Origin of the sequence: Blattabacterium cuenoti (assembly GCF_014251775.1) — a bacterium.
Taxonomy (GTDB): Bacteria; Bacteroidota; Bacteroidia; order Flavobacteriales; family Blattabacteriaceae; genus Blattabacterium; species Blattabacterium cuenoti_H.
The window spans coordinates 317,501-331,055 of the sequence record NZ_CP059199.1 but is presented as its reverse complement, the minus strand read 5'-3'; the positions used below and the strand labels follow the sequence as shown (position 1 = coordinate 331,055).

General features: G+C 26.8%; 11 protein-coding genes, 4 tRNA genes and 2 rRNA genes (1 of these 17 only partly in view). 8 read left to right on the top strand and 9 right to left on the bottom strand.

Annotation, left to right across the window (positions count from 1 at the left end; translation table 11 throughout):
- Positions 1-80: 80 nt before the first annotated feature.
- The 4 genes from H0H58_RS01590 to H0H58_RS01575 all read right to left on the bottom strand — a co-directional run bounded on the left by H0H58_RS01590 (position 81) and on the right by H0H58_RS01575 (position 2,443).
- Positions 81-152: transfer RNA gene (locus H0H58_RS01590), tRNA-Cys, on the bottom strand.
- A 31-nt stretch (positions 153-183) separates the two neighbouring features.
- Positions 184-531 (bottom strand): dihydroneopterin aldolase, encoded by a 348-nt coding sequence (folB, locus tag H0H58_RS01585; RefSeq protein WP_185864822.1) that lies wholly within the window; start codon positions 529-531, stop codon positions 184-186.
- 9 nt (positions 532-540) lie between these two features.
- Positions 541-1,170 carry a superoxide dismutase gene (locus tag H0H58_RS01580; protein WP_185864821.1) on the bottom strand — a complete coding sequence of 210 codons (630 nt, stop codon included), beginning with the start codon at positions 1,168-1,170 and terminating at the stop codon, positions 541-543.
- Positions 1,171-1,225: 55 nt separating this feature from the next.
- Positions 1,226-2,443 (bottom strand): phosphoglycerate kinase, encoded by a 1,218-nt coding sequence (locus tag H0H58_RS01575; protein WP_185864820.1) that lies wholly within the window; start codon positions 2,441-2,443, stop codon positions 1,226-1,228.
- A gap of 123 nt (positions 2,444-2,566) precedes the next feature.
- Between H0H58_RS01575 and H0H58_RS01570 the strand changes: the two genes are divergently transcribed.
- Both H0H58_RS01570 and H0H58_RS01565 read left to right on the top strand, forming a co-directional pair.
- Complete coding sequence (locus H0H58_RS01570) at positions 2,567-3,001, top strand: RpiB/LacA/LacB family sugar-phosphate isomerase (RefSeq protein WP_185864819.1); 435 nt, start codon at positions 2,567-2,569, stop codon at positions 2,999-3,001.
- A gap of 14 nt (positions 3,002-3,015) precedes the next feature.
- A tRNA-Asn gene (locus tag H0H58_RS01565) sits at positions 3,016-3,089 on the top strand.
- Between the two features lie 65 nt (positions 3,090-3,154).
- Here H0H58_RS01565 and gmk read toward each other — a convergent pair.
- Positions 3,155-3,718, bottom strand: coding sequence for a guanylate kinase (gene gmk / locus H0H58_RS01560; protein WP_185864818.1), 564 nt, complete (start codon positions 3,716-3,718; stop codon positions 3,155-3,157).
- A gap of 48 nt (positions 3,719-3,766) precedes the next feature.
- Here gmk and H0H58_RS01555 point away from each other — a divergent pair, with 48 nt between their 5' ends.
- Positions 3,767-4,756 (top strand): aspartate-semialdehyde dehydrogenase, encoded by a 990-nt coding sequence (locus H0H58_RS01555; RefSeq protein WP_185864817.1) that lies wholly within the window; start codon positions 3,767-3,769, stop codon positions 4,754-4,756.
- Here H0H58_RS01555 and rsmI read toward each other — a convergent pair.
- Positions 4,753-5,427 carry a 16S rRNA (cytidine(1402)-2'-O)-methyltransferase gene (gene rsmI, locus H0H58_RS01550; protein ID WP_185864816.1) on the bottom strand — a complete coding sequence of 225 codons (675 nt, stop codon included), beginning with the start codon at positions 5,425-5,427 and terminating at the stop codon, positions 4,753-4,755. The two genes, H0H58_RS01555 and rsmI, sit on opposite strands and share 4 nt — an antisense overlap.
- Before the next feature lie 161 nt (positions 5,428-5,588).
- Between rsmI and H0H58_RS01545 the strand changes: the two genes are divergently transcribed.
- Entirely contained in the window at positions 5,589-6,011 is a 423-nt protein-coding gene (locus H0H58_RS01545) for a hypothetical protein (protein WP_185864815.1), read from the top strand.
- A 9-nt stretch (positions 6,012-6,020) separates the two neighbouring features.
- Here the strand turns inward: H0H58_RS01545 and topA are convergent, their stop codons facing one another.
- The 3 genes from topA to queA are packed head-to-tail and all read right to left on the bottom strand — an operon-like array spanning position 6,021 to position 10,184.
- Positions 6,021-8,135, bottom strand: a complete 2,115-nt coding sequence (gene topA, locus H0H58_RS01540) for a type I DNA topoisomerase (protein WP_185864814.1) — start codon at positions 8,133-8,135, stop codon at positions 6,021-6,023.
- A gap of 10 nt (positions 8,136-8,145) precedes the next feature.
- A complete protein-coding gene (locus tag H0H58_RS01535; RefSeq protein ID WP_185864813.1) occupies positions 8,146-9,111 on the bottom strand; it encodes a polyprenyl synthetase family protein in 966 nt (321 codons plus the stop codon).
- Positions 9,112-9,140: 29 nt separating this feature from the next.
- Positions 9,141-10,184: a tRNA preQ1(34) S-adenosylmethionine ribosyltransferase-isomerase QueA gene (gene queA, locus H0H58_RS01530; protein WP_185864812.1), complete on the bottom strand. Its 1,044-nt coding sequence runs from the start codon at positions 10,182-10,184 to the stop codon at positions 9,141-9,143.
- Between the two features lie 222 nt (positions 10,185-10,406).
- Between queA and H0H58_RS01525 the strand changes: the two genes are divergently transcribed.
- The 4 genes from H0H58_RS01525 to H0H58_RS01510 all read left to right on the top strand — a co-directional run.
- A 16S ribosomal RNA gene (locus H0H58_RS01525) occupies positions 10,407-11,950 on the top strand.
- A 142-nt stretch (positions 11,951-12,092) separates the two neighbouring features.
- Positions 12,093-12,166: transfer RNA gene (locus H0H58_RS01520), tRNA-Ile, on the top strand.
- 38 nt (positions 12,167-12,204) lie between these two features.
- Positions 12,205-12,278 (top strand) — tRNA-Ala (locus tag H0H58_RS01515).
- Positions 12,279-12,335: 57 nt separating this feature from the next.
- Positions 12,336-13,555 (top strand): 23S ribosomal RNA (locus H0H58_RS01510); it runs 1,698 nt beyond the window's last position.
- The 16S and 23S rRNA genes sit together here with 2 tRNA genes alongside, the layout of an rRNA operon.

Genomic DNA, 13,555 nt, shown 5'->3' with positions numbered 1-13,555 from the left:
TTATATTTTTATCCTTAATAAGTTTCAAATATGGATAATTAGAAATGTTAATATGTTTTTTAATAATTTTTTTTTAAAAAAGGCACAGAGTGGAATCGAACCACTATAAAAGGTTTTGCAGACCTCCGCCTTATCCATTCGGCCACAGTGCCTGATAATTGATATTTATAATAATAAATTATATTAATCTTCTAATATAACACAAACTTGTTTTACTCTACCTTCTAAAGGTGGATTTTCTTTACAAATTTTTATTTTTGCTTTTTTTATTTTTTCTATTTTTTGTATTCTAGTGATTATTCTTTTAGCTAAATGTTCTATTAGTTTAGATTCTATTTCCATTTCTTCTTTGACTATTTTATATAAATATGTGTAGTCAATAGTTTCGGATAAATCATCATATATACAAGCATTTGTAAAATCTAAATCAATTTCTAATTTTATAGAAAAATTAGATCCAATAATTTTTTCTTCTGATAAACATCCATGATATCCAAAAATTTTTATATCATCTAATATAATTTTTCCCATTTAATTGATTTAATATTCATCTATTGTTTCGATTGCATGTAGATAATTATTTTCAACTTGTTTCCAATTAATAATTTTCCAAAAAGAAGATATATAATCTGATCTTCTATTTTGGTATTGAAGATAATATGCATGTTCCCAAATGTCTAATCCCAATATTGGAATTCCTTCACAGTTTGTACCGTACATAATAGGATTATCTTGATTAGATGTACTACATATATTTAATTTTTTTTTATTATTTATACATAACCATATCCATCCAGATCCAAAATGATTTAATGCAATATTGGAAAATTTTTCTTTAAAAGAGTTAAATGAATTAAAGTTTTTATTTATTATATTATTGAATGTTAATCCAGGTGATTCAAATTTTGATGAGGGAATCAAAATTTTCCAAAAAAAATTATGATTGTAAACTCCTCCACTATTATTTTGAATCACAGGGGATTCAATATGTGATCTTCTAAGTATTTCTTTTATAGAAAGATTTATCATATCAGTATTAGATATTGCATTATTAAGACTATTAATATAGTTATAATGATGTTTTTTATGATGAATTTCCATAGTTTTCCTATCTATATAGGGTTCCATATCTTGATAAGAATATGATAAATCTGGAAGTTTAAATAACATAATTTATTATTATCTAATTTAATTTATTTAATTAACAAATATAATTAAAAAAAAATTAATTTTTTATTGCTTTTATTCCAGGTAAATTTTTATTTTTTAACATTTCTAACATAGCGCCTCCTCCAGTAGAAATATAGCTAATATTATTAATACATTTTGCCTTTTTTAATGCATAAATTGAATCCCCTCCACCTACTATTGAATAATAATTTTTTTCTGTAGTAACTTCTGCTATTTTTTTTGCAATGGATATAGTTCCTAATGAAAATTTTGGTAATTCTAATTTCCCCATTGGTCCATTCCATAATATGGTACGAGATTTTGTTATAATATCACAAAAATATTTTATGGATTCTTTTCCTATATCTAATCCCTTCCATCCTTTTGGAATACAAAAAATAGAAAAATTTTGAATGTTTTTATTATTTTCTGATAATGCAATTATATCCTTTGGAAGGATCAAATTTTTTGTTTTATTATTTATAGATAAAATATTATTCACTATTTGATCAAAATTTTTATCATTTTCATTGTTATTTTCTGTAATTAAAGAATTCCCTATATGTCCTCCTGTTTTTTTTATAAAAGGATATGACATTATTCCTCCTAATAATAGATAATCAGAAATTTTAATAAATCTTTTTATAATATTTATTTTTGATGATATTTTTGCTCCACCTAATATAATTGTCATTGGCCTTTTAACATTTCCTAGTAATAATTTATTCAAATTATGTATTTCTTTTTTCATTAGAAGTCCAATACATTTTTTATTTTTAAAAAATTTTGGCAAAATTGTTATTGAGGAATGATCTCTATGAGAAGCACCAAAAGCATCGTTTACATAAATATCTCCAAATTTTGATAATTCAAAAGCAAATTTTTGATTTCCTTTTTCTTCTTCTTTATGAAAACGTAAATTTTCTAATAAAATTATTTCTCCATTTTTTAATTTTTGGATTTTTTCTTCTACTGATTTTCCTATACATTTTTCACAAAAAAAAATAGGAGATTTTAATAATTTTGATAAATAAGGAAGTAAAAATTTTAAGGAATAATTTTTAGATTTGATTTCTTGTGGCCTTCCAAAATGGGATATAATAATAACTTTTCCTTGGTCAGATAAAATTTTTTGAATAGTAGGAATAGTATATCGGATTCGAGTATCATCTGTTATTTCTTGAAAATTATTTACTGGAACATTAAAATCAACTCTTAATAATGCTTTTTTATTATAAAAATCAAAATCATTAATATCTTTTATTTTTTTCATAATTATTTCCATAATATTGTAATAATATTGTAATAATATTAAATTAGAAAAAAAAAATATTTATATTTATTAATTATTTATGATGAAAAAATAAATTTTATTTAAAAAATTCAATTCTGAATGATGATAATAGCAATAGGTTGTGATCATACTGGAATAGGTTATAAATATTTAATAAATAAATATTTGATAAAAAAAGGATATACAATAAAAGATTTTGGTTTTTCAAAATACGGAGAAAAAGTTGATTATCCAGATTTTGTTCATCCTACTGCTAAATTTGTAGAAAAAGGATTTGCTAATTTCGGAATTGTTATATGTGGAAGTGGAAATGGTGCAGCTATGACAGCAAATAAGTATAATAAAATTCGTGCGGCTTTGGTTTGGAATAAAAAAACTGCTTTTTTAGCGAAAAAACATAATGACGCAAATATTATCAGTTTACCTGCTAGATTTATAAAAAAAAATGATGTTTTAGATATTATTGATATTTTTTTAAATACAAATTTTGAAGGAGGAAGACATAAAATTAGAATAAAAAAAATTCCCATATATTAATTATTTATAAATAATCCCCAGTAGCTCAGCTGGTTAGAGCATCTGACTGTTAATCAGGGTGTCGGTGGTTCGAATCCATCCTGGGGAGTTTTTGTTAATCTTATTGAAAAAAAATAATGTAATTAATTGTTTTTGGTTAAGTTCAAGCTATATTTATATAAAATTATATACTATTTTAAGTATTTTATTTTTAGTAGTTTTTAAATCATTATTTTCAATAATAAAATCAAATAAATCAGAATAAATATTCTCTTTTTCTGCTCTTTTTAAACGGATTTTTATTTTTTCCATATTTTCGGATTCTCTATTAATTAATCTTTCTTCTAAAATTTTTTTTGATATTACTGATATAAAAATGGATAAAGAATTTTTTTTAAAAATTCTTTTTAATTTTAACCCCCCTTTTACGTCAACATCAAATAATACATGTTTTCCTTCTCTCCAAATTTTATATAATTCATTTTTTAGAGTTCCATAAAATGAATTATCATATACTTCTTCCCATTCTATAAACTGATATTTTTTTATTTTATAAAAAAAATTCTTTTTAGATATAAAATAATAATCTTTTCCATTTTTTTCATTTTTTCTTATTGTTCTAGTAGTGCATGATATAGATAATTTTAAATTTGATATTTTAGATAATAGATATTGAGAAATAGTTGTTTTACCACTTCCAGAGGATCCAGACAATATAATAACTTTTCTTTTTTTCATCATTAATATATAAATTTGATTTGTAAATAGAAAAAATAAACTCAATTTATGAGATTAGGAATAGTTGGAGTTACTGGAATGGTAGGAAATATATTTCTAAATATTCTTGAAAAAAAACATTTTTCTAATGATTTATATTTTTCTGCATCTGATAAATCTATCGGAAAAAAAATTTTTTTTAAAAAGAAAGAATATAAAATAATTGGAATAAATGAATTAATTTTGAAAAAATTAAATGTTGTTTTATTTTCAGCTGGATCAAAAGTATCTAAAAAATGGGCTCCAATTTTTGCTAAAAATGGAACTTTTGTTATAGATAATTCTTCTGCATGGCGAATGGATAAAGAAAAAAAATTAATTGTTCCAGAGATAAATGCTTCTTTTTTAAGAAAAAAAGACAAGATTATTGCTAATCCAAATTGTTCCACTATACAATTAGTAATGGTTTTATACCCTTTACATATAAAATATAATATTACCAGAGTTATTGTTTCTACTTATCAATCAGTAACTGGTACTGGAAAGAAAGCTGTTAATCAATTGAATCAAGAACAATCAAAAGGATTTTCTAAAATAAAAGTTTACCCACACCCTATTTATCAAAATGTTTTACCTCATTGTGATTCATTTATAGAAAATGGATATTCTGTAGAAGAAATGAAATTAATAAATGAAACAAAAAAAATAATGAACGATCAAAATATTTCTATAACATCTACTTCAGCAAGAGTTCCAGTCATAGGAGGACATTCCGAAAGTGTAAATATAACATTTAAAGAAAAACCTGAATTAAATGATATTAGAAATATATTAAAAAATACAAAAGGAGTTGTTGTTCAAGATAAACCAAAAGAAAATATTTATCCTATGCCAATATTTTCTTATGGAAAAGATGAAGTTTTTGTTGGAAGGATAAGAGAAGATTTCTCATTTCCAAACTCTATAAATCTTTGGATAGTTTCGGATAATCTTAGAAAAGGAGCGGCCACTAATGCAATTCAAATTTTGGAATTTTTACTTGATAATAATTTTTTTTAAACTATGTTTTTATTATTGATTACAATAGTATATTCTCCTAAAATTTTTTGATTATTATTGTTATAATATATAAGTATTTCTTTAATACTACCTCTTAATATTTTTTGAAAAAGTTTTGATATTTCTTTACATATTGCAACATGTATATTAATTCCAAAATAATTTTTTATATCATTTAAAGTTTTTAGTAGTCTATGAGGGGATTCATAAATTACAATAGTTTTTTTTTCTTTTGATAATTTTTCTAATTTAATTTTTCTTTTTTTTTTAGGCAAAAAACCAATAAATAGAAATTCATTAATTGGAAATCCAGAAATTACTAATGATGGAATGATTGCAGTTGGACCAGGAAGACATTCTATTGATATTGAAGAATTAATACAATGTTTAATAATTAAATATCCAGGATCAGAAATACTAGGAGTTCCAGCATTAGAAATTAGTGCTAATTTTTTACCTTGTTTGATTTCATTTATAATATATGGTATCATTTTGGATTCGTTATGGATATGATATTTATTTACATTAGTTTTTATATTATAAAAATTTAATAATCTTTTAGAAATTCTATAACTTTCTACTAAAATTAAGTCTACTTCTTTTAGAATTCGTAAACTTCTAAAAGTTAAATCTTCTAAATTTCCTATAGGAGTAGGTATAATATATAACATAATTATAATATTTTTTGCATTATTTTATCTTTATTCATATATATATAATTATGTATTTTAAATGTAATATTATAAAAATGTTTTATTATAAAATTATTGATGATTCGTATAGTTTTTTTATTTTTATTATTTCAGATTAATTTAATTATTATACATCAATAATGGAAGGTAAACAATATATATTTAGGAGTAATATTATTTCGGGTCATATTATATTTAAATATGATTTAAATGGATTTTTAAGAAAAGTTATTTTCCCAAAAGGATTATCTTTATCTAATTACATCTGGATTGGTAGGTATATACCTTATAATGAAGACGTAGTTTATAAAATGAAAAATTCTAAATATTTTTTTTCTATAGAGGAAATTCCTGTGGATCTATCTTTTGATAGATTTTGGACAGATTATAAATATAAAGTAGGTAAAAAAAAAATGGCTGAAAATATTTGGAATAGAATGGCTTTATCCGATAAAGTCAAAGCTTTATCATATATACCTAAATATTTAGATCATATTAAAAGAACTGGTCATGATCAAGCATATCCTACTACCTATTTGAATCAAAGGTATTTCGATGGTTAATAATTTTTTTTATGATTTATTTTTATTATTGTTATTGATAATATTGATGGCATTATTTAATGTTATTGATGAATTAAAAAAATCTTCCTTTTTTATTGGAATTATTTGATTATCATATTTAATATAAATATTGTATTTATTTATTTTTAAATAAATTTCTTTATTATTAAATAATCCTAATTTTTTAGGAAGATCAATCATTTTTAATGTTTCTTTTAAAGAAATAGTTTCTAATTTTTGGCTATTTAATAATGGAAAAAATTTTGGTCTATTTTTATTTTTTTTATTAAAATCACCTAATTGTATAACCGGCCCAAATTTAGCCATCATTACATAAATTTTTTGATTAGATTTAGGTTCTTTTCCAAGAAGACGTTTTTCATAGACTTTTTTTACGTTTTTTTGAACGTGAGATATTATTTTTTCGAATTTATTATAAAAATCTTTAATAACTTCTATCCAAGTAATAGTTCCTTTGGCTATAGAATCAAGTTTTTTTTCTAAATTCTCCGTAAAATTATAATTTATTATTTCGTAAAAATGATTTTTTAAAAAATTAGTTATTAATATACCCATTTCAGTGGGAACAAATCTATTTTTTTCTATTTTTATAAATTCTTTATATATCTTGGATATAGATTTTTTTTTCTCTTGTAATAAAAAAATTTCTTTTATTTCTTTTTTTTTTATAATTTTTTGAATATTAACATAATCTCTTTTTTGAATAGTAGATATTATAGGAACATAAGTAGAAGGTCTTCCGATTCCTAAATTTTCTAAATTTTTTACTAAAGTCGCTTCATTATATCTATATGAATTATTTTTAATAACTGACGTAGCAATAATTTCTTTTCTATATAAACGGTTGCCCTTTTTTAAGGATAAAGGAATAATTTTTTTTGGAATTTTTTTTTTAACTTTTGTATATCCATCAAAAATTATATATTTTTCGGTAGCTATAAAAAAATTTTTTGGATCAGAGAATTGTATATGAAAATTTTTTTTTCGGAAGATAACATCTTTCATTTGTCCCATTATAGTTCTTTCCCAAATTAATTGATATAGAATATTTTCAGAAGAATTTAAATCTTTTAAATAATCATCATTATGATCAATAACAGTTGGTCGAATTGCTTCATGAGATTCTTGAGAAAATTTATTAGAGTTAGAAAAATTTTTTACAGATAAATATTCTATTCCATAATTAGAACATATAAAATTTTTTATTTTAGAAATAATAAATTCAGATAATTTTTGACTATCTGTTCGCATATAAGTAATATATCCTTTTTCGTATAAGCTTTGAGCTATAAACATAGTTTTTGATATAGAAAAGTTTAATCGATTACATGATTCTTGTTGTAATGATGAAGTAGTAAATGGTGGTGAAGGGCTTTTTTTTTCATTATTTTCAATAATTTCTTTTATTTTAAAATATTTAGTATTAATACATAGATCCATTATGGATTTTACTTCTTTTTTATTTTTCAAATTTTTAGAAAAGTTTGCGTAAATAATTTCTTTATCTTTTATAAAAGAACCAGTTATTTTATATGTTTTTACAGGAATGTGATTTTTTATTTTTTGTTCTCTTTCCACAATCAATCTAACTGCTATTGATTGAACTCTACCTGCGGAAAGTCCTTTTTTTATTTTTTTCCATAATAATGGAGATAATAAGAATCCTACTATTCTATCTAAAATTCTTCTTGCTTGTTGAGAATATATTAAATTGAAATTTAATTCTCTAGGATTTTTAATAGCATGAAATATTGATTTTTTAGTTATTTCGTGAAATACAATTCTTTTATATTTTTTATTATTTTCAATAAAAGTTTTTTGAATTTGATGTGCAATAGCCTCACCTTCACGGTCTTCATCTGTAGCTAACCAAATAAATTTATAATTTTTTATTAATTTTTTTAATTCTTTTACTACTTTTATTTTTTTTGATAAAATTACATAATTAGGTTTAAAATTATTATTAATTTGGATCCCTATTTTTTTTTCTGGTAAATCTATTATATGTCCATAACTAGGAACTACATAATAATTTTTCCCTAAGAATTTTTGTATTGTTTTAGCTTTAGTAGGAGATTCAACAATTACTAAATTAGTTGGCATATTTTTTAAATTATTGATTTCTTTTAACGATAAATTTTATCATAATTTCCAATGAATCTTTAATTATTCCTTCAGGATAAAATTTTAAAATTTTTAATGCATTATTACAAAATTTCATCATTTTTTTTATTGCATATTTTAATCCTCCATATTTATTTACATAATCAATTATTATATTTCTTTTTTTTTCGCTATAATTTTTTAAAGAATCTATAATTTTTTCTTTATCATATTTAGATGCTTTTTTAATAGTATAAATAAGAGGAAGTGTTATTTGTTTCTCTTTAAAATCAATTCCTATTGGCTTACCTATAAAATTATTATTTTCATAATCAAATAAATCATCTTTAATTTGATAAGCTATTCCGGCAAAAATTCCAAATTTTTTCATATTAAATATATTTTTTTGACTTGCATTTACGGAAATTGCTCCACATTCGCAGGATGCAGAGATTAAACTAGCAGTTTTTCTATAAATAATTTGATTATAAATTTTTTCAGAAGTATTATATGTGTTTTCTATTTGTAATAATTCTCCTTCACTCATATTTTTAATGGTTTTACAAATAATTTTTAATAAATCTAAGTAATTATTTTTACTAGCTAATAACAAGCTTTTTGATAAAAAGTAATCTCCAGTCAATATCGATATTTTATTTTTCCATATTGAGTTGATAGATGGATATCCTCTTCGAAAATTACTATTGTCAATAACGTCATCATGTATAAGTGTGGCATTGTGTATCAATTCTATTAAACATGCTGTATGATAAGTTTTTTTTTGTATTGATCCTAACATTTTAGCTGTTAAAAAAACAAGTATAGGACGGATTAATTTTCCCTTTTTTTTTAATATATAATGATTTATATTATTTAATAATATACTATCACTCTTTATTAGATTAAATAATTGTTTTTCAAATATTTTTATTTCTGTTTTTATAGGTATTTTTGCTTTTTCCAAAAGTATTTTCATGATTTATGAATACGTATATAGTAGTGTAGTTATAAAATTAACATAACATCTCCATAAGAATAAAATCTATATTTTTTTTCTATTGCTATTTGGTAAGCTTTCATTATTAAATCAAAACCTGTAAAAGCAGCAATCATCATAATTAATGTTGATTTTGGCATATGAAAATTGGTTATCATGCAATTAGCTATATTAAATTTATAAGGAGGAAAAATGAATTTATTTGTCCATCCTGAAAAGGGATTTAAATTTTTATTAGAGGATACAGAACTTTCTATGGCTCGCATTGATGATGTTCCTACTGCACATACTTTTTTTTTTTTCTGTATTGTTCTATTAATGATTTTACATGATTCTTGACTGATATAGCATTTTTCAGAATCCATTTTATGTTTTGATATATCTTCAACTTCAACTGGTAAGAAACTACCTAATCCTAGATGTAGAGTTATTTCTACTATATTTATTCCTTTTATTTCTAATTTTTTTAATAAATGTTTAGAAAAATGTAATCCAGCAGTTGGAGCTGCTACGGATCCTTCTTTTTTTGCATATATAGTTTGATAACGTATTCTATCACATTTTTCTGGATTTCTTTCTATATATTTAGGTAATGGAGTTTTTCCAATTTCTTTTATTTTTTGAATAAGTTCTTTATGTGTTCCGTTATAATTAAGCTGTAATATTCTTCCTCTAGAAGTTGTATTATCTATTACTTCGCCGGTTATACCTGATCCAAAATTTAGTTTATTTCCTACTCTTACTTTTCTAGCAGGATCAACTAAAACATCCCAAGTTCTATCTACTATATCTAATTCTCTGAGTAGAAAAACTTCTATTTTAGCTTCAGTTTTTTCTTTATTTCCGAATAATTTAGCCGGAAATACTTTGGTATTATTTAAGATTATGGAATCTTCTTCTTCAAAGTATTCATGCAAATTTTTGAAAAATCTATGTTCAATTTTATTACTATTCCTATGTATTACCATTAATCTAGATTCATCTCTTTCTTTAACAGGAAATTTAGCAAGAAGATTTGAAGGAGATTTAAAATTAAAATCTGAAGTTCTCATAATTCTAATAACTTAATTATATGTTTAAAATTTTTTATTTTAGATAAAAAAAAATAAATATATGTATATTTTTTTTTAAAACTTTTTTTTTCTGAAAAAAAAACGTATTATTGTTAACTGATTAATTAATGTTCTTTGAAAGAAAAAATTAGAATAAAACATATAGCTTCTAAATCTGAGATATTAAAGGAAACTTTGATAAAATAAATCACAATTTTTTTTACAACGAAGAGTTTGATCCTGGCTCAGGATGAACGCTAGCGGCGGGCTTAACACATGCAAGTCGAGGGGCAGCTTAAATTTTATGTTTTTCATAAAATTTGATGGCGACCGGCGAACGGGTGCGTAACACGTATGTAATCTACCTTTTGCTAGGAGATAGCCTAAGGAAACTTGGATTAATATCCTATAGTATAATGTTATCGCATGATTTCATTATTAAAATAGAAATATGGCAAAAGATGGGCATGCGTCCGATTAGTTTGTTGGTGGGGTAATGGCCTACCAAGATTATGATCGGTAGGGGGCCTGAGAGGGTGATCCCCCACACTGGTACTGAGACACGGACCAGACTCCTACGGGAGGCAGCAGTGAGGAATATTGGTCAATGGAGGGAACTCTGAACCAGCCACGCCGCGTGCAGGAATAAGGCCTTAATAGGGTTGTAAACTGCTTTTGTTTAGGAATAAAAATTCTTACGAGATAAGAATTCTGAATGTACTAGACGAATAAGTGTCGGCAAACTCCGTGCCAGCAGCCGCGGTAATACGGGGGACACAAGCGTTATCCGGTTTCATTGGGTTTAAAGGGTGCGTAGGCGGTTTATTAAGTCAGTAGTGAAATGTTGCAGCTTAACTGTTAAAATTGCTACTGATACTGGTAGGCTTGAGTGAGATTGGAGTAGCTGGAATGTGTGGTGTAGCGGTGAAATGCATAGATATCACACAGAACACCGATCGCGAAAGCAGGTTACTAAATCTATACTGACGCTGAGGCACGAAAGCGTGGGGAGCAAACAGGATTAGATACCCTGGTAGTCCACGCCGTAAACGATGATCACTAGTTATTGGATATTTTTTTTTCAGTGACTAAGCGAAAGTAATAAGTGATCCACCTGGGGAGTACGGTCGCAAGGCTGAAACTCAAAGGAATTGACGGGGGCCCGCACAAGCGGTGGAGCATGTGGTTTAATTCGATGATACGCGAGGAACCTTACCAAGGTTTAAATGTGCTACGAATAAATTAGAAATAGTTTAGTCTTCGGACGGAGTACAAGATGCTGCATGGTTGTCGTCAGCTCGTGCCGTGAGGTGTTGGGTTAAGTCCCTCAACGAGCGCAACCCTTATTGTTAGTTGCCAGCGATTAAAGTCGGGGACTCTAACAAAACTGCCGACGCAAGTCGAGAGGAAGGTGAGGATGACGTCAAATCATCACGGCTCTCATACCTTGGGCTACACACGTGCTACAATGGTCGGTACAAAGGGGTACTACTGGGTAATCAGGAGGAAATCTCAAAAAACCGATCTCAGTTCGGATTGGAGTCTGCAACTCGACTCTATGAAGCTGGAATCGCTAGTAATCGCATATCAGCCATGATGCGGTGAATACGTTCCCGGGCCTTGTACACACCGCCCGTCAAGCCATGGAAGTCGGTGGGACCTGAAATCGGTGACCATAAAAGGAGCTGCTTAAGGTAAAATCGATGACTGGGGCTAAGTCGTAACAAGGTAGCCGTACCGGAAGGTGTGGCTGGAACATCTCTTTTTTAGAGTTTTTTATGTAAAAGTTTCTTTTATTTTAGAATTTGGGAGCTATTTATTCTAATTTTTTTTGTGTGTAATTATTAATTTTTTTTAATAATTAATTAATTTTATTAATAATTAAGAGGAAGAGATTGATTTTTAATCAGTCTCGTAGCTCAGATGGTTAGAGCGCTACACTGATAATGTAGAGGTCCGCGGTTCAATCCCGCGCGAGACTATTATTCATTAATTTTAATTAAAATAATAATGAGTAATAGGGGGATTAGCTCAGCTGGATAGAGCGCCTGTTTTGCACGCAGGAGGTCATCGGTTCGACTCCGATATTCTCCATTTTTTTAAGTTCTTTGAAATATAGTTTTTATAATATACAAAAATGAGATAAGTTATTAAAAAGCAAAAGAAGGGCGTATGGTGGATGCCTTGGCTCTGAGAGGCGAAGAAGGACGTGATAAGCTGCGATAAGCTGCGGGTATTGGCAAATACGAATTAATCCGCAGATTTCCGAATGGGGTAACCTATCATATCTAAACAATGTGATATTATCTTTGTAATTAAAGATAAAGTGAACCTAGAGAACTGAAACATCTAAGTATCTAGAGGAAAAGAAAACAAGTCAGTGATTCCGTAAGTAGTGGCGAGCGAAAATGGAAGAGTCTAAACTACTATGGTCTAGGCTATAGTAGGGTAATAGGTCTACATAAATTCAATATGGAATATTTTTTTATAGCAGAATGATTTGGAAAATTCAATCATAGAAGGTGATAATCCTGTATGTAAAATAGAAAAATTACCTATGGTAAGTACCTAAGTAAGACGAGACACGTGAAATCTTGTCTGAATTGACCGGGACCATCCGGTAAGACTAAATACTACTCAGAGACCGATAGTGAACTAGTACCGTGAGGGAAAGGTGAAAAGAACTTCGAAAGAAGAGTGAAATAGATCCTGAAACCATATGCTTACAAACTGTCGGAGCCTTTTAGTGAGGTGACGACGTGCCTTTTGCATAATGAACCTACGAGTTAATTTTTTTGGCAAGGTTAAATAGTTTAGCTATGGAGCCAAAGCGAAAGCGAGTCTGAATAGGGCGTTATAGTCAGAGGAATTAGACGCGAAACCGAGTGATCTACCCATGAACAGGTTGAAGCTGTGGTAACACATAGTGGAGGACCGAACCGTTAGACGTTGAAAAGTCTTCGGATGATTTGTGGGTAGGGGTGAAAGGCCAATCAAACTCGGAGATAGCTCGTACTCCCCGAAATGCATTTAGGTGCAGCATCGTGTGAAGTAATACAGAGGTAGAGCGACTGATTGGATAAAGGGGTTTCATCACCTACTAAATCCTGACAAACTCCGAATGCTGTTATTATGTTTCACGGTAGTGAGGGTATGGGTGCTAAGGTCCATATCCGAGAGGGAAAGAACCCAGATCATCAGTTAAGGCCCCAAAGTATATGTTAAGTTGATTTAACGAAGTTCAATTACCTAGACAGCTAGGATGTTAGCTTGGAAGCAGCTATTCATTTAAAGAGTGCGTAACAGCTCACTAGTCTAGTGATTGTGCGTGGATAATAATCGGGCATAAACATATCGCCGAAACTATGAGA

What these genes read in the sequence shown, in the direction of transcription:
- topA (WP_185864814.1), bottom strand. Translation starts at nt 8,135, where the DNA reads ATGCCAACTAATTTAGTAATTGTTGAATCTCCTACTAAAGCTAAAACA.
- H0H58_RS01535 (WP_185864813.1), bottom strand. Translation starts at nt 9,111, where the DNA reads ATGAAAATACTTTTGGAAAAAGCAAAAATACCTATAAAAACAGAAATA.
- folB (WP_185864822.1), bottom strand. Translation starts at nt 531, where the DNA reads ATGGGAAAAATTATATTAGATGATATAAAAATTTTTGGATATCATGGA.
- queA (WP_185864812.1), bottom strand. Translation starts at nt 10,184, where the DNA reads ATGAGAACTTCAGATTTTAATTTTAAATCTCCTTCAAATCTTCTTGCT.
- H0H58_RS01570 (WP_185864819.1), top strand. Translation starts at nt 2,567, where the DNA reads ATGATAATAGCAATAGGTTGTGATCATACTGGAATAGGTTATAAATAT.
- H0H58_RS01575 (WP_185864820.1), bottom strand. Translation starts at nt 2,443, where the DNA reads ATGAAAAAAATAAAAGATATTAATGATTTTGATTTTTATAATAAAAAA.
- H0H58_RS01555 (WP_185864817.1), top strand. Translation starts at nt 3,767, where the DNA reads ATGAGATTAGGAATAGTTGGAGTTACTGGAATGGTAGGAAATATATTT.
- rsmI (WP_185864816.1), bottom strand. Translation starts at nt 5,427, where the DNA reads ATGTTATATATTATACCTACTCCTATAGGAAATTTAGAAGATTTAACT.
- H0H58_RS01580 (WP_185864821.1), bottom strand. Translation starts at nt 1,170, where the DNA reads ATGTTATTTAAACTTCCAGATTTATCATATTCTTATCAAGATATGGAA.
- gmk (WP_185864818.1), bottom strand. Translation starts at nt 3,718, where the DNA reads ATGAAAAAAAGAAAAGTTATTATATTGTCTGGATCCTCTGGAAGTGGT.
- H0H58_RS01545 (WP_185864815.1), top strand. Translation starts at nt 5,589, where the DNA reads ATGGAAGGTAAACAATATATATTTAGGAGTAATATTATTTCGGGTCAT.